Genomic DNA, 15,902 nt, shown 5'->3' on the forward strand with positions numbered 1-15,902 from the left:
AAGCGAAAGCCGCAACCCAAACTCGTCAACCCAGCAAAAACAGCACCTGTACACAGCCCACCAAAAAGCCCAAAAGGCCGCCCAAGTTGACAATAGCCTGAAGCTCTTGGCGCACGATCTGCTGAATGGCCTGCTCCAGGTCGGCGGGGGAGGTGGCGTTGACTTTATCGGCAATGACTTGATCCAAGTTCAACACCGGGATCACCTGCATCATCAGGGATTCGAGATCCCGTTCTAGGTAGCGCTCCAAGACCAAAGCCAGGTCGGCGCTGATCTGATCGATGGAGGTGATCAACGCCTTGGAGTTGCGCAGGCGTCCCAACACCAAGCCGGCTACCTTTTCCCAATCGATGCTCTCCCCCAACCCCTTGATGACCTCTGGCCCTTGGCTGCGCAGGTAATCTTGGATCCCGTCGCGGAGGGCACGGCGCAACTGACGCACGGCGGAAACCGGCAGGTTTTGCAGAGAGAGGTTCTGCAGGATCTCGGTCAGGCGGCGGGGAGCGTTGATGTCTTTGAGCAGATCTTCCAAGACGGCTTCTGCCCCTTCCGGCTCTTCCAGACAATAGGTGCGCAGGCGCAGCAGGGCATTTTTGAGGCCGAACAAGTTGGCCACCACCCAGTAGGAGCCGGTCGCTCGTTCGCGAAATTCCTCATCCAGGGATTCGATGTTGCGATCGGTGAGAAAGTCCACCAAGTTCTGCCGCAACACCTTTGGGGGCAGTGCCTGCTTCAAGATCCACTCCGAGAGCTGCTTGGCCTGCTCGGCACTGAGGCGCAGCTCCAGCAACACCTGGTCGAACAGTTGGTTAATCGGCCCTTCCAAAAAGGTTTCTTGGCGGGCCAGCACCTTTACCAGGCGGGGCAACGACTCGTTAAACAGATCGGCCAAAATGCGCGCCAACACCTGCGCGGTTTGCTGCTGTTGCTCGGGGTTTTGCAGCCGATCCAGAGCTACCCCCAGCAGCCAGCGGATCCCAGCTTGCATGCGCTCGGTTTGCAGCAGCTTACGGGCCAGATTGTGCAGTTCCTCCGGCGTGAGCAGGGATCCCATGATGGTCTTGGCGATCTGCTTGGCCAGACGGGGCTGGTTCTGCGGGATCAAGCCGGGGGTGAAGGGGATGCGCCAGCCGAAAACCCGATAGGGGCGATAGGGCCGGAACAGCATTTTGATGGCAATGTCGTTGGTGAAATAGCCGATCACCAGCCCGGCCAGCGGGGGCACAACGTAGATCCAGAAGGCCATGGAACCAATCGAGGGGGCTCTCTTCCTACTCTACCGGCCTGCCCCAGGTCGCTTCAGCCGACCACAGCGCAAGAGAGCGTTGGCCAGTTCATTGGATGATCAGGCTGTCGGTCAGCTCCAGCTCCACCAGCGTATTGGGCTGCAGCGTCACCACCCGGTCGATATTGGTACTGCCTGCCGCAGCGCCCACCAAGCTACCGGCCAAGATCGGCAAAAAACCCCATCCCCCTGTGAGAACCCCCAAGGCCAACCCACCTGCTGCCCCATAGCCTGCCCCGCGGGCTACAGTTGTGCCGACATCGGCGTTGCGATCCAACCCGACTGATAGCGGCGCAGATTGGCCTCTCACCAAGTAGGTGGAAGACCCAATGGTGAGGCGGTTGGCCACAAAGCGGCTGCCGACGACCCGCTCTTGGGGATCGGCGCTCTCCGCCTCCCGGCCAGACAACTTCAGTTCTCGGTAAACCGGCTCAAAAGTGCCCCACACCACACTCCCTGCCGGGATCACCACCTGGCCAAAGCGATCCGCCACCGGCTCGGAGACTTCCAGGTGGCCGTTAATGGCCTGGTAGGGCTGGAAAGTGATGGGGCGGTAGACCGTGAGGAGAATACGGGTGCCGGCAGGCAGCTCGCCCCGCGTGGCTCCGGAGAGATCCCCACCTGGACTGAGGTCGGGCCGACGTTGATAGGAATAGGCCTCGCCTTGGGGGAGTTGTCCACCTGGGGCCGCTTGAACGGGCACCACCGGGATCGGATCCAAGGCCGGAGCTGTGGGATCCAGCGGCATTTGCGGCACCTGAGGTACCGGTGGCAGGGCCGTGGCAGAGCCGGGGGAGGGCGGAGGGCTCAGCAAGGGCAGGGTAGGGACGGGATCCCCCCTGGGGGGCACCGGCTGAGGGGTGAACTCGAACTGCTGAGCAGCAACCGGGGTAACGGCACCGGCTATCAACACCCCCCAAAAGGAACTCCTCTGCAACAAATGCAGGAACGGCTGCAAGGTTGAGCTCATGGATCCCATCCGGTCACAACTGGCAGTAGCTTAACATCCTGACCAGCTCATGCCCACTAGGGGTAGTGCCTAGCGACGACTCGATCGCTCTTAAAACACTATTAAGAAGCGTTGATGGGATCCCTCTTCCCTAGGGGCTAGGAGAAGGTGAAGGCTCCCCGCCAGGCTGTGGAGTCGGAGTGGGTGTGGGGGTCGGTGTTGAAGTCAGGGTGGGTGTAGCTTCCGGCGTGGGTGTGGGAGTAGGCGTAGCTACCGGTGTTGGGGTTGGCGTTGGGGTCAGAGCTGGAGTCGGCGTTGGGGTCGGTGTGGGTGTCGCTGCTGGTGTCGGGGTTGGTGTTGGAGTTGGTGTGGGAGTGGGCTGGGCGGCCTGCACCTGGAAAGACCACTGCTGGATGGTGGTGTTGCCGCTGGTATCGGCAATTTGGACGGCAATTAAGGTCGGCCGATTGGTGGGCAGCGGCTCGGCAGGGGTGTAGGTAAAGCCGGTGCGGGTGAGCTGGGCTTGGGCGGTGACATCCACATTGTTCACCAGCAAGGTAAAGCTATTCAGGTCAATTCCTTGGTCATCTTGGAAACGGGCTGAGATGGAGGGGCGAGAGTTGTCGGTTAGGGATCCATTGGGAGGGGCCAGTTCGCTGATGGTGGGGAAGGTGGTGTCGGTCACCCGCCCGATGGTGATGGTCTTATCCGGCAGCTGCACCAGGGTTACCAGTCCATCCCGCTCCAAGCGGGCAAAAACAGGCGCTTCTGAGGCCCGGTCTTGGCTGCGGAAGGTGTAGCTGCCCTCGTATTGCCCTGGGCGGGTTTCCTGCAGTGGCAGGTTGTAGGCAATGCCGGGGATGGAAAACGATCCCTGCGCCCCTGGGGATCCCAGCAAAAACACGGTAACGGTATCCCCTGGGTTTACGGATCCCAGCTCTTCGCGGGCGAAGAAGGTTCTCACTTCTGGGGCGGCGGGCAGCGTTTCTACCAGAGGCTCAATGGGAATGTCTGGCGTGGTCAGGGGTTCGGGCGTAGGGGTGACCTGGGCAAGGAGCTCGGTGCGGATCCCAGGGCCGGGAATGGCAGCCCCCACCGGCGGATCCAAATTGGGCACCCGGCCCACCTTGGCCAGCGCTTGGTAGGTAAGGGCAGCCACTTCCCCCCGCGTGGCCACCGCCTGGGCATTCAATTGGGTGGGGTTGGGGTAGAGCACCAACAGCCCTTCCTGAACTGCTGTCGCGATGGGGGCGCGGGCAAAGTTGGGAACCAAATTGGCATCGCCGAACGCGGATAGGATCGCGTCAATTTGGCCGGCATCTTCGATGAGCCTGCCGTTGGTGGCTGCACGGGTTAGGACGGTGATGGCTTGTGCACGGGTGAGCACATCGTTGGGACGAAAGGTGCCGTCCGGGAAGCCGGAAACAAACCCTGCCGCTGCCGCTGCGCCGATGGAGGGAGCCGCCCAACTGGGAATCGGATCGGCAAAGGAGCGCACAGGAACGTTGGTATCTAGGCCAAAAGCTTTGGTGACAATGACGGCAAATTGGGCACGGGTGATGGACTCGTTGGGGCGAAAGGTGCCATCCGGGAAGCCACCGATGATCTGTCGTTCATTCAACCCGGCAATGTACTGGGCACCCCAATAGGTGCTGATATCGGACAGTTGGGCCCAAGCGGGATCCCCAAGCCAGGCCAAGCTGCTGCAACTGATCACCAAAGCGGCGGTTTTCCAGCCCTGCCAAAGGGAAAGCTCACGCATCGTTCACACCTCAGGTTCTGGGTACGGGATTTACAGTCTTGGATCCCCACTCTCGGTTGGGAGGGGCCCTGGAAGTTGGCCGGACAGAAGTGTAGGAGAGGATGATCCAAACCGCACATCCAGACGAGGAAACCTTCCGAAAAGTTCTATTTGGCCGTCGGTTTCGCCAACCTCTTAAGGGGCAGGATTGGGGTAGCGCTGGTGCACCGCCTCGATCTCCGCCAGGAGCTGCGGGGACAGTTCCACATCCAGGCAACTGAGGTTCTCTTTGAGTTGGGTCAGGCTGGTGGCCCCGATGATGGTGCTGGTAACAAACCAGCGGCTGCGCACAAAGGCCAAAGCCAACTGGGCCGGTGTCAGACCGTGCCGGCGGGCAATTTGCACATAGGCGGCCACTGCTTCTTCCACATTGAGCTTGCGGTACCGCTGGCCAAAGCCTTCAAACAAGGCCAAACGGGATCCCGGCGGCTTCACCCCCCCCAGATATTTGCCCGTCAGCAGCCCAAATCCGAGCGGGCTGTAGGCCAGCAAGCCCACCTGCTCGTGGCGGCAGACTTCCGCCAGGCCCATTTCAAACGTGCGGTTGATGAGGCTGTAGGCATTCTGAATCGAGACCACCTTGGGCAACCCCAGTTGCTCGGCCACCTGGCAGAACTTGCTCACCCCCCAAGGGGTTTCGTTGCTCAGGCCGATGTAGCGAATGAGACCCTCTTGCACCAATTCCGCCAGAGCCTGCAACTGCTCGGCAATGGGAACGGTGGGCCGCTCCTGGCTGGGATCGTAGGCAACGCCCCCAAACAGGGGCACGTAGCGATCCGGCCAGTGGATCTGGTAGAGGTCGATGTAGTCGGTCTTCAGGCGTTTGAGGCTATCGGCCACCGCCTGCTTGAGGTTGTCGCGGGTGATGGACAGGGATCCGTTGCGAATCCAATGCCAGGGCCGACCGGGGCCGGTGATCTTGGTGGCCAGGATCAGGCGATGCCGCGGTTGGTGTTGTAGCCACTCGCCGATGTAGCGCTCGGTGGATCCCTGGGTTTCCGCCCGCGCCGGCACCGGATACATCTCGGCGGTATCGATGAAGTTGATCCCGTGCTCCACCGCGTAGTCGAGTTGTTCAAAAGCCTCGGCCAAAGTATTTTGCTGCCCAAAGGTCATGGTGCCCAGGCAGATCTCCGAAACTTGCAAAGGGCTGTGGCCAAGCTGGCGGTAGCGCATGGGGAATCTCCATCTAGACAGCACGCCAGTCCCCATTGTGCCCAAAACCTGTCGGCCCACGGGATCCGCCGCTCTGCCCCCCTCCTACCTCGGTGCGGATCCCAGCAGGGGAACGTACTCGCGGTAGAGCTGACCCAAAATTTCCAGACCAATGCGGGTGCGGCTATCGGGGGGGCGAGCCTCAATGGCCGCCTTGACTTGTAAAATCGTGCCCACCGGATAGGGGGAGCGCAGCTCCTCCCGCTTGCCCAAAAACACATCGGTGAAGTAGTCGATCAGCCGCTTGACTTCTCCCACGTCCTTGCGGGAAATGTCCATATCCAAAACAGTGGTCAACTTGGCCCGCATGGCCTGAAAACTTTGCTGGCTGGTATTGAGGGCCACCCGTTTGGCCAGGCTATCCACCACAATTCGGGTGATTTTCTCTACATTTTGAGTCACAATTTCTCGGTGGCGGGCGGCAAAGCGCAACTGAACCTCATCCAGAAATCGTTCTCGTTCCAGAATCTGGATGCCCTGTTGCTCCAAATCCACCCCATAGCTCTGCAATTGCTTATACTGATTCAAAACCCATTGGTTGTAGAAGGAATCCGCCAAAACTCGCCAATAGCCGATGAGGGTGGCCTCGGCAAAGGGAACGCTGACCAAATAAGCTTCGCTGGTGATGTGGCGCAAATGCTCTGTCAGCTTGTCTCGCTCCTTCTCATCCAAGTAGGAGGTGCGCGGCACCCAAACTGCCCCGTACTCGCTTTTCACCTCTCCGGGCAGGGATCCGAAGAGGGTGTCAAAAAACTGATGAATGCTGAAGAGAAGAAACTTTCCCGGATCCTGAAGGCGGTTGAGCAGTTCCTGTTTTTTCTCCTCCTGATATTGGGCCACCAATTGCTGGGCCTCGGTGATCTGGCCGCGGGCCACCTCCACATCTTGCCGCAGCTTTTCAATCTCTTCTGAGCTCACCATCTCAACGCCGGCAGGCTCCCGTTCCCCGCTGAAATAGCTGCCCCCCGGCCCGGTGCCCCCAATCCCCACCAGGGGAGCGTCGCTGTCATTGTTCAGAGTTAAGAGGCGAGAAAGAGCCTGGAGACGAACTCGCCCACTGGCAGAGCGCAGGGATCCCAGCTCCACCGGATCCCCACTTTCCCAACCGTCCAACCCACCAATGCGGTAGAGCGTGTAAAAATACTTGCTGAGTAGAAGCGCCAGCAGATGCCTGTTCTTGACCTCGTTGTACTCTAAGTAGGCCCGCAGACACAGTTGGAAAGCGATGTTGGGCAAGCTGCGGCACACCCTCATAATCTGGGTGTAGACCCTCTGCAGGTGAGGCCGAAAGCTGCGTGGGATCGCCTCGGGCCGCAGGCCACGCAACAGAAACTCCTGCTGGCGCAGATCCTGAGGGGTGAAGTAAAAGCTTTCTTGCCAAAGCAGCTCATCCAAGTCGCGGGCAAAAATCGGTTTTAAATGATCGATAATCTGCACCACAACCGACTCGGTGAAGGCCGGGATAACCTTTTCGATGTGAAGCTGATCGTAAACGGAGCGCAGCCGCTCGCTGCGGAAGTCTTCGATGGAGATCAGCCCCTTCATAGTCCCGATCCGACCGTCGCTCAGCAGGAACTTATAGACCACTTCGGCAGTGGCCCCTGGGGAGACAACGGGAGTTCCTGTCAAGTCGGGGCAGATTTGCAGGGGGCGTAGCAGGCGGCTGGTTTCACTGACGCTGAAGCAACTCCAAGCTGCCGGGTTTAACACCACCGACGATAGGGAGGCCAACAATTGCTTCTCGTCCAAGTCCTCCAGCCGAATTTCTCCCCTGTGAGCTTCGCTAGGTCCCGGAGGCAAGCTCGCCCGCGAATCCTGAACGGCGGAAGGGGATAAGGATGGGGGAGATGTGCTCATGCGGTAAAGGCTATTGAATCTTAACGTTCACTCTAAGTCGGCGAAGGATGGATGAGTGTGATCTGTATCTCTGTATCCAATGAAAGTCTCTCAAGAAGAATCTGCCCAGAATCTGCCTCGAATTGTCTCCCGCCACCAGTATCTGGAAACGGTTAGCTTTTGGGTAGCGTGCAACCACGGTTTTGAGGATCCACAAATCGATACGCACCTTCAGCTCCGATGGATGAAGCTGTTGAGGCCTTCCCCGTTGTCGTGAACTGCTTGCCGAGCCGGTTTTCCTGCTGCAACCCCTAAGCTAGGATGAAAGATCTGCCTATCGGTATGGGATATCGGGCTGGAGTTGGGTTTGAATGCGTTTTGACTTTGGGATTGGGGTGCAGCGGTCATGACGACCATTTTGATTGTTGACGACGATCCGACGATTCGGCTGGTGTTGAAGCGATCCCTGGAGCGACAGGGCTACACCGTGGAGATGGCCAGCAACGGTTCCGAGGGACTGGAGCAAGCCCACCTGCTGGTGCCGGGGCTGATCATCTGCGATTGGATGATGCCGGACATGGATGGACTAGAGGTTTGCCGACGCATCAAAGCCGATCCCAAGTTTTCCACGACGTTTTTTATTTTGCTCACCGCTCGCACCGAGGTCGAAGACCGCATCCAGGGCCTGGATGCCGGAGCAGATGAATTTCTAAGCAAACCCATCGACCCCAATGAGTTGCGGGCACGTGTGCGGGCCGGGCTGCGCTTACACCAGCTCAGCTATGACCTGCAGCAGCAAACGGCCAGGTTACGGGCAGAATTGGCAGAGGCGGCCAGCTATGTGCGTTCCCTCCTGCCGGAGCCAGCCTATTTCCCCGACTGCAAAGTGGCTCTCGAGTGGCGCTTTTTGCCCTCCCAGGAATTGGGGGGAGATTCGTTTAACTATCATTGGCTGGATGAGGAGCACCTGGCCATCTATCTGCTGGATGTGTCGGGGCATGGGGTGGGATCCGCTTTGTTGTCGGTGTCGGTGATGAACCAGTTGCGCACTCAAGGCTTGGCCGATGCCGATCCCCGCCAGCCGGACGCGGTCTTGCGTGCCCTCAACCACTCTTTTCAAATGAGATCCCACCATGAGATGTACTTCACCCTTTGGTATGGGGTTTATCAGCCGGGATCCCGTCTGCTCTCTTTTGCCAGTGCCGGCCACCCACCTGCCCTGCTCATCCAGGGTCAGGATTCGCTCCTGCTGAAGACTGCCAACTTGCCCATTGGCATTTTGCCCGACCTCACTTTTCAAAGGGATCAGGTGCGGATCCCGGAGAACAGCCATCTCTACCTGTTCAGCGATGGAGTTTACGAAGTCATAAACCCGCAGAGAGAACTCTGGGGGCTGAACAGTTTGATAGCCCTGCTGAGCAAGAGCGCTGACGGTGGCCTGGATCAGGTGATCCATGAGGCCCAATCCTTTCAGGGGCGGACGGACTTTGAAGATGATTTTTCCCTGCTCCGCGTCAGCTTTGGTTAGAGGTGGGTTGTGGCTGTTTCAAGCCGCTTTGAGGCGATCCCTTGAGGATTCCCGTTTGCGACAGCTCCAGCCCCTTTCCCAAAGGAAGAGAGGAGCCGGGAATCGAGGCGATGCCCAGCGCGACCGGAAATGACCCTCTTGGCTCAAGGGGACTCTGTCCTGCTGTCGCGATCAGCCATCCGGCTCCTGGAGTTGCTCCCACTGAGCGGGGGTAAAGGTGCGCAGGGCCAAAGCATGTAGGCGGCCATCCTGCAGGTAGGCTTTCAGGGCCTCATTCACCAGCCGGTGCTGTTTGATCAGGGGCAAGCCCTGGAATTGTTCCGCCACCACAATGGCCTGGAAATGGTGGCCATCGCCGACCGTGTCTTCCACCTGTACTCTCGCACCGGGCAGGGCGGCCCGTACCAACGCCTCAATTTCTCGTGGATCCATGCGCTGTTGTCCCCGTGGTCTCACTGTGTCCAAGCTCAAGATCCCGCCTCGGATCTCGACCTGCTCATCCATTGTGCTCCGCACCGCTATCGCGTCCACCTTAGACGGTTCTGGGGCAAAACGGGATCCCTTCCGGCCCACTACGGGCAGAGGCCAGGCTGGGATGGCTCAGCACCAAGACCTCGGTGATGGGGCCGCGTTTGTGGCCCTGGGCGTTGATGGCACGGCTGGCGGAGATGGTCTGGATGGGGTAATCCCGGTACAGTTCCCGCACGAAGGGGCAATCGGAATTGGAGAGCAGCACCTGCACGCCTCGGTCGGCCAATGTTCCAAACACTTCTCGCAGGCGGATCTGTTCCGCTTCGCCGAAGGCAAACCGGCTGTAGGCTGTGAAGCTGCTGCTGGCAGAAAGGGGATAGTAAGGGGGATCCAAATAGACGAAATCCCCGGGTTTGGCTCGTTCGAGCACCTGCCAAAACGGCTGCACCGCGATCTCCACGCCTTGTAAAACCCGTGCCACAGCCCGTAGGTTCTCCGCGTCGCAAATGCGGGGATTGCGGTAACGGCCCAAAGGAACATTGAACTCTCCCCGCGAGTTTTCCCGGTAGAGGCCATTAAAACAGGTCTTGTTCAGATACAGCAGGCGGGCAGCCCGTTGCGCCGGATCTTCAAATCGAGCCGCGCGGATGGTGTAGTAATAATCCCGGCTGTGGTGGGCTTGGTGGTGGCTGAGCAGGGCGATAAGCTCCTCCACGTGATCCCGCACGCAGCGATACACATTCACCAGCTCAGGGTTGATATCCGACAAAACAAAGTGTCGAGAACCCGATGGGATCCCTTGGGCCAGATGAAAAAAGACCGCTCCACCCCCCAAAAAGGGCTCGTGATAGGTGTTCCAGGTGCGAGGGAAAAAGGGTTCGTATTGGCTCAGCAGTTGCCCTTTCCCCCCTGCCCATTTCAGGAAGGGACGCGCTTTAATGGCTGGTGCTGCCGGAGTGGGTTCGCAGGAGTCGGGCGCAGGATCTTCCCGCCGCAGGGCATGCCTACGTCCAAGAGAACAAGGGTGGGTCAGCGATCCGGATCCTCTTCCAGCAGCTTTTCTAGCGTCTCGATCCAATGCTCCAGCTCCTCCAGCGCCTGCAACACTCCCTCTGGGTCGCTCAGATCCGCCTGCAGCATCTGGGTGGTTTCTGCCAAAGTCAGGGATCCGGGCGGGCTGGCCAACCAACGAAGGTAGTGGGGCAGAAAGTTGCGCGGAGAATCATGATAGCGGCGGTGACAGGCCAAGGCCACCAGGCTGGCAAGGCTGGCCTGATAGGCACTGAAGGGGCGGAGAAACAGCTCCGGCATCCCCACCCAGTAGAACTGGTGTTCCGGCAACAGTTCCACCGCATCTCCGCACAGCTCCTGACACAGCTTCAACCACTCTTCGCTCACCCAGGAGGAGTAGGTTACACCGTTTTCCCATTCGGGGATCCCCGACCGATAGAGGAGCAGCTCCAGCCGACCGATCAAACCCTGGTAAAACACCGCCTGCAACTGGGCTTCCAGATGATGTATCAACAGGGCCTGGGCCAACTTGAGGCTGCCGGAGCGTTCCCGCCAGCGGTGCGGAACAGCTTGCCCCTCCGGGTCGTAAAGAGCAGGCCTGCCCATGCGGGGGGATCCCACTGCTGAGGCAACCAGGTGATCCAGGAGTATCTGCTGCAAAAAGATGGTGTGGGCCTGCACTCCCCACGTTCGCGCTGGAGGTAGAGAGCACCACGGCTGAGTAGCCCCTTGCATCTCCTCTAGATCCAGCCAAACTTGGGGATCCTCAGGCCGGAGCCGCCGGCTGAGGGTGGCAAGGGTCTTCAACAAGAGCTCGCTCCCGCCGGATCCCGTTTCTCCTGGTCTAGACGAGGACTCTGTTTCGCTGACGCGAGTGGGCTTGTCTGCCTCGGTTGCGATAGCGCCGACTTCCAGCAGCCAGGGTTTGGCCTGGGCAGCACACTCAGGGCAAAAGTCCTGCAAAGCAGCCCAGATTAGAGAGGTGGCCTCAGCAGGGGTCAGGGGTGGAACGGGATCCCGCCAGGGCGCACGCAAGTCGCAGATGCGAATGGAACGCCCCATGTTTCGGCTTTTGAGGCGGTAATAGCGCTGGAACAGATCCAACCGATCGCGGATCCCTTCCAGGAGGTTCTCCAAAAAAGTTTGAGTCAGGCCGTGGCGGGCCAGATACAGGTCGGCAGCAGAGTCATAGCCCCGCCATTGGGCCTCCCACAGGTGGTCGCGGATCAGGGTGCTGAGGATAAACCCACCCAGATCTGCATGGGCCTCCAGGTGTTGGCCCAGCCGCTGATAGGCAGCCCAACGGATTTCGGCGCTGGCGTGGGTTGGTAAGCTCTGTTCGCGCCAGTGGGACGGAGTTCCTAGCTGGACAAGGGTGTGATCTGGGAGCGCGGCAGGCGAGTTCAGGGTCACTTGCCACAACTGCCGCCAAGCCAACCTTCCTGTTAAGTACTGTTGGTGGAGCAGGCGCTCCAGAGGCTCAAGCTGTTGGTGACTCTGCTGTTCGTGCCAGGGGGACGGAGTCCTTTGAAGAAGGCGACACAGGAATTGGCGAAAGGGTTGCAGCTCAGGCTCGACGTGGGCATCGACTAGGCGTTCGTGCCAGCGGTGCAGTTCCCGACAGGGTGCCGTAGGCATAGCACCATCCTGACCCTCGTGGGGAACACCTTCCTCCGGGCCACCAGCAGCAACGGCAGGCAGGGATTGCAACTCCAGGAGGAAAAACAGCAGTTGGCTTTGTAAGGCGATGATCCGCTCCAGCCTCTGCCAAGCTGCCTCTGCCGAGTCGGCAGTTGGGATCCCTTGCATCCTTTGCGTCAGCTCGGCCAACTCCTGCAGTGCCACCGCCAGCTCCGGCGGGCTGAGTTGCGCCACCTGCCCCCGGTAGCGTTGGGCAAACTGCTGCACCTGCTTCCCAAGATCGTCCAGATTGTCGAACTCAGGGCTGCGCAAGGACTCCGTCTCGCTAACGTGATTAGAGCCCGTTGGCAGAAGCGTCGCGTAGCGATAAGGAAGACCAAAAGAAGGTTCAGAAGCAGGAAAGACCACCGGGATCAGCCTCCTGTCGCGTCAGCGTTGCGGTTCCCGCCAAGGTGCCGTAGGCATAGCAACAAAGATGGGGGTTGCCCCTCTGCAGAAGGACACACCTGCTTTTCTCCCCCACCAAAGCGCGAATGGTGTTGAGAAAATCTGGATTGGAGGTGTGGGCCTTGACCAGAGTGGCCTGGATCCCTGCTGTACACACCTCTGAGCCCCTATCTTGGGCAGAAAACACCATGACCGGCGTGCTGCTCACCGTTCGCGTCAGCAGGCCGGAGACCTTATGCAGCAGTGGCAACAGATCTGAACCCAAGCCATCTGGCCAGTTCAGATCCAGGATCACCAGTTGAAAGGTCTGGGTTTGCAAGGGCTGGCGCGCCTCCTCCACGGTGGGGGCAGGGAAAACCTGAGCCATATCCTGCAAGATCTGAGCCACCACCTCAAGATATTGGGATCCTCCTCCGCCCGCTTGCGTTTGTGGATATCTTGAACCCTCGAATAAGTTGACGCAGGCAGCCTTCCCAATCCTTGCCAGACGCCTATCCCCCCCAGCACATAGAACAGCTTTGGCTCGGAGAGGGATCCCGCCAATCCATGCGTAATTTCCACGCGATCCTATCCTATCCTTATCGAAGACAGCAGGGAGCACTTTGGGCGGGAAGGCTTCTCAACGTTCACGGAAGCGTCGCGTAGCAATTTGTAACATTCTCCTCTTGGAAATGCAGCTAAGGGGGAAGGGGGATGCGTCGGCCAAAACTTCTGCCAGGATGAGTTGAGATCTTTACTTATCTTTGGCGGAGGCGCTCTCTTTGTTTGCCCAAGTCACGGCTGCCGCTCTGCTGGGACTCAAGGCCGTGCGGGTCACGGTGGAGGTGGATGTGGGCGGTGGCTTGCCCCAGATCACCTTGGTGGGACTGCCCGATGCCGCCGTTCAGGAAGCCAAAGAGCGGGTGCGGGCGGCGATCAAGAACTCCGGCTTTGCCCTGCCACAACGGCGGATCACTGTCAATTTGGCCCCTGCCGATCTGCGCAAAGAAGGCCCCAGCTTCGATCTGCCCATCGCCATTGGGATCCTGGCGGCCTCAGGGGTGATTGAGCGGGAAGCTCTGGCCAACACCCTGATGGTGGGGGAATTGGCCCTAGACGGCGCCCTGCGCCCGGTGGCCGGGGTTCTGCCCATTGCCGCCAGTGCTGCTGAGATGGGGATCCGCCGCCTGGTGGTGCCCCAGGAAAATGGGCCGGAAGGAGCAGTGGTGCAAGGGATCCAAGTGTATGGGCTGCCCTCCTTGGCGGCGGTGGTGGGCTGGCTGCAAAACCCAGAGGGAGTTGAGCCGGTGCGGATCCAGCCAGAACAGATGTTGCCAACCGAAACGGAACCCCTGCTGGATTTGGCCGATGTGAAGGGGCAAGAACATGCCCGGCGGGCTCTGGAGATCGCGGCAGCCGGCGGGCACAACCTGTTGCTGGTGGGCAGCCCGGGAGCGGGCAAGACCATGCTGGCGCGGCGACTGCCCGGCATTCTGCCCCAGTTGCAGTGGGAAGAGATGTTGGAGATCACCCGCATCTACTCGGCAGCCGGCCTGTTGCGGCAAAACCTGCACCTGGGACGCCAGACCCCCCTGATCGCCCAGCGGCCCTTTCGCGCTCCCCACCATTCGGCTTCGGCAGTGGCGCTGGTGGGTGGCGGCCCCTACCCCAAGCCCGGGGAAATCTCGCTGGCCCACCATGGCATCCTGTACCTGGATGAGCTGACGGAATTCCGGCGGGAGGTGCTGGAGGTGCTGCGCCAACCCCTGGAAGATGGCAAAGTCACCATCTCCCGCGCCCGCGTTTCCCTAGAGTTTCCCGCCCAAACCACCCTGGTGGCCTCCACCAACCCCTGTCCCTGCGGCTTCTACGGGGATCCCGTTCACCCCTGCACCTGTACGCCGCAACAGCGGGAGCGCTACTGGTCCAAGCTCTCCGGCCCGCTGCTGGATCGCATCGACCTGCAGGTGCGGGTCAACCGCCTTAAGCCGGAAGAAATTGTCCGCGCCCAGGGCGGCGAATCTTCCCAAGCGGTGCAGCGGCGGGTGGAGCGGGCACGACAACGGCAGCGGCAGCGCTTTCAAAACGAGCCTGGGATCCACTGCAACGCCCAGATGCAATCCCGCCACCTGCGGCAGTGGTGCTCCCTTTCGGATCCCTGTCGCAAGCTCTTGGAAAGCGCCATCCAAAAGTTGGCCCTGTCTGCGCGGGGGAGCGACCGCATCCTCAAGGTGGCCCGCACCATCGCCGATCTCGAGGGCGCGGAGGCCATTGCCCCCACCCACATTGCCGAAGCGATTCAATACCGCAGCCTGGATCGCGCTCGGCTGTAGAGCTCAAGCGCTCCGCGCCGCTGACGCGACCACCCCCAGCCCCTCTCCCAGAGGGAGTTTCCCTTACCGCCAGAGCTCCGGCCTGCCCTACGGGATCCCACCCCCTGTTTTGTCGGGAAAAAGCTGTCCCCCCTGCACCTGAAGGATTTGGGCGGCTTTGAGCCAGCCGGCGTCAAAGGATCCCAGATGGGTGGTGGTAACCAAGGTTTGCACGCGCTCCTGAATGGCTTCCAAGAGCTGGTTTTGCCGGTGCAGATCCAGCTCGGCCAGCACATCGTCCAACAGCAGCAAGGGCGGATCCCTGACCACCTGCTCGATCAGCTCCAGCTCCGCCAATTTCAGAGCCAAAACCAGAGTGCGCTGCTGGCCTTGGGATCCATAGGCGCGGGCGGCAACTCCGTTAATGCACAGCTCCACTTCATCCCGATGGGGGCCCACCAGAGAGCTGCCCAGGGAGTGTTCGGCGGCGGCTTTGGCGCGGATCTCGGCCAAAAACTGGGCTTGGATCACTTCGGGGCTGGCCTGGGGATCCGGCAGGGGCACTTGGGGTCGATAGGTAAGGGTCAGGGTTTCCCGTCCACCGCTAATGACCCGGTGCCAGTGAGCAGCCAAAGGCTCCAGCCGTTGCAGCAGCCGGGCGCGGCGGCGCATAATTCGGCTACCGGTGGTGGCCAGTTGGGCATCCCAGAAGGCCATCTGCGAGAACTGAACGCCAGCAGCCGCTTGCGTTAGCGGGACAGAGTCCTTGGGATCCTGCTTCAAAAGGGCGTTGCGCTGCCTGAGGATCTGGCGATATTGCTCCACCAGGCCGAGATAAACCGGCTCCAGTTGCAGCAACACCCCGTCCAACCAATGGCGCCGCGTCTCCGGAGCGCCCCGCACCAGCTCCAGATCCAGGCTGGAGAACACCACGGCATTCACCTGTCCCAAAAAGTCCGCCTGGCGGCGCAGCACCTGCCCGTCCACCTTCAGGGATCGCCTGCCGCTGCTGCGCAGCTCCATCACCAGCTCATGGGCCACACCCAGCCGTTCAACCGTGGCGGCAATCTGGGCTTGTCGCTCCTCTTGGTATACCAGCTCCCGATCCCGGCTGGCCCGCCGCGAGCGCAAGGTGGCCAACAGCTCCACCGCTTCCAGCAGGTTGGTCTTGCCCTGGGCGTTCTCCCCCACCAGGATGGTTTTGGGCGCGTCAAAGGTGATCCCTTGCTCCCGGTAGTTGCGAAAGTGGCGCAGGTGCAGAGAACGCAGGTACACTAAGGGCAGATGTAAAGACGCGATCAATATCTAACCAAGAACAGCCCCCGCTCTGGGGGCTTTCACTTTAACCCAACTCCAGCAGGGGCCAGAGAAGATAGAGGTTAACCCCGGAAACTCAGCCAGCAGGGATCCCTTCTATCCCCAGTTCC

Annotated in this window: 12 protein-coding genes; 2 read left to right on the plus strand and 10 right to left on the minus strand. The window is 60.2% G+C overall.

Translation table 11 applies throughout. The features are described from left to right. Nucleotides 1-25: 25 nt before the first annotated feature. The 5 genes from NW816_RS05205 to NW816_RS05225 form a co-directional block, all read right to left on the minus strand. On the minus strand, nt 26-1,246 hold the full coding sequence (locus tag NW816_RS05205; protein ID WP_414408466.1) for a DUF445 domain-containing protein: 1,221 nt from the start codon (nt 1,244-1,246) through the stop codon (nt 26-28). An 88-nt stretch (nt 1,247-1,334) separates the two neighbouring features. Then, the gene (locus tag NW816_RS05210; RefSeq protein WP_414408467.1) at nt 1,335-2,255 is read right to left on the minus strand and encodes a hypothetical protein; all 921 of its coding nucleotides are present in this window, start codon (nt 2,253-2,255) and stop codon (nt 1,335-1,337) included. Nucleotides 2,256-2,385: 130 nt separating this feature from the next. Further along, nucleotides 2,386-3,996: an S-layer homology domain-containing protein gene (locus tag NW816_RS05215; RefSeq protein WP_414408468.1), complete on the minus strand. Its 1,611-nt coding sequence runs from the start codon at nt 3,994-3,996 to the stop codon at nt 2,386-2,388. 174 nt (nt 3,997-4,170) lie between these two features. Further along, the gene (locus tag NW816_RS05220) at nt 4,171-5,211 is read right to left on the minus strand and encodes an NADP(H)-dependent aldo-keto reductase (protein WP_414408469.1); all 1,041 of its coding nucleotides are present in this window, start codon (nt 5,209-5,211) and stop codon (nt 4,171-4,173) included. A gap of 84 nt (nt 5,212-5,295) precedes the next feature. After that, nucleotides 5,296-7,050 (minus strand): hypothetical protein, encoded by a 1,755-nt coding sequence (locus NW816_RS05225; protein ID WP_414408470.1) that lies wholly within the window; start codon nt 7,048-7,050, stop codon nt 5,296-5,298. 442 nt (nt 7,051-7,492) lie between these two features. On the opposite strand from NW816_RS05225, the gene NW816_RS05230 reads away from it, so the two are divergent. Next, entirely contained in the window at nt 7,493-8,614 is a 1,122-nt protein-coding gene (locus NW816_RS05230; protein WP_414408471.1) for a PP2C family protein-serine/threonine phosphatase, read from the plus strand. A gap of 171 nt (nt 8,615-8,785) precedes the next feature. Here the strand turns inward: NW816_RS05230 and NW816_RS05235 are convergent, their stop codons facing one another. Genes NW816_RS05235 through NW816_RS05250 form a run of 4 tightly spaced genes read right to left on the minus strand, consistent with a single transcriptional unit; the run spans nt 8,786 to nt 12,575 of the window. Next, a complete protein-coding gene (locus NW816_RS05235) occupies nt 8,786-9,118 on the minus strand; it encodes a BolA family protein (RefSeq protein WP_414408472.1) in 333 nt (110 codons plus the stop codon). 28 nt (nt 9,119-9,146) lie between these two features. Further along, nucleotides 9,147-10,163, minus strand: coding sequence for a DNA adenine methylase (locus tag NW816_RS05240; RefSeq protein WP_414408473.1), 1,017 nt, complete (start codon nt 10,161-10,163; stop codon nt 9,147-9,149). Continuing rightward, on the minus strand, nt 10,115-12,145 hold the full coding sequence (locus tag NW816_RS05245) for a peptidase M3 (RefSeq protein ID WP_414408474.1): 2,031 nt from the start codon (nt 12,143-12,145) through the stop codon (nt 10,115-10,117). Before NW816_RS05245 ends, NW816_RS05240 begins: the two co-directional genes overlap by 49 nt. Beyond that, the gene (locus tag NW816_RS05250; RefSeq protein ID WP_414355528.1) at nt 12,126-12,575 is read right to left on the minus strand and encodes a response regulator; all 450 of its coding nucleotides are present in this window, start codon (nt 12,573-12,575) and stop codon (nt 12,126-12,128) included. The genes NW816_RS05245 and NW816_RS05250 overlap by 20 nt, the downstream gene beginning before the upstream one ends. A 370-nt stretch (nt 12,576-12,945) precedes the next feature. Between NW816_RS05250 and NW816_RS05255 the strand changes: the two genes are divergently transcribed. Then, the gene (locus NW816_RS05255) at nt 12,946-14,496 is read left to right on the plus strand and encodes a YifB family Mg chelatase-like AAA ATPase (protein ID WP_414408475.1); all 1,551 of its coding nucleotides are present in this window, start codon (nt 12,946-12,948) and stop codon (nt 14,494-14,496) included. Between the two features lie 87 nt (nt 14,497-14,583). Here the strand turns inward: NW816_RS05255 and recF are convergent, their stop codons facing one another. Next, nucleotides 14,584-15,750, minus strand: a complete 1,167-nt coding sequence (gene recF, locus NW816_RS05260) for a DNA replication/repair protein RecF (RefSeq protein WP_414408491.1) — start codon at nt 15,748-15,750, stop codon at nt 14,584-14,586. Nucleotides 15,751-15,902 lie beyond the last annotated feature (152 nt).

This window comes from Synechococcus sp. W55.1, from assembly GCF_047461655.1.
GTDB lineage: Bacteria > Cyanobacteriota > Cyanobacteriia > Thermostichales > Thermostichaceae > Thermostichus.

Coding starts and splice junctions, on each gene's coding strand:
- NW816_RS05205 (WP_414408466.1), bottom strand. CDS start 1,246: ATGGCCTTCTGGATCTACGTTGTGCCCCCGCTGGCCGGGCTGGTGATC.
- NW816_RS05215 (WP_414408468.1), bottom strand. CDS start 3,996: ATGCGTGAGCTTTCCCTTTGGCAGGGCTGGAAAACCGCCGCTTTGGTG.
- NW816_RS05235 (WP_414408472.1), bottom strand. CDS start 9,118: ATGGATGAGCAGGTCGAGATCCGAGGCGGGATCTTGAGCTTGGACACA.
- NW816_RS05210 (WP_414408467.1), bottom strand. CDS start 2,255: ATGAGCTCAACCTTGCAGCCGTTCCTGCATTTGTTGCAGAGGAGTTCC.
- NW816_RS05220 (WP_414408469.1), bottom strand. CDS start 5,211: ATGCGCTACCGCCAGCTTGGCCACAGCCCTTTGCAAGTTTCGGAGATC.
- NW816_RS05230 (WP_414408471.1), top strand. CDS start 7,493: ATGACGACCATTTTGATTGTTGACGACGATCCGACGATTCGGCTGGTG.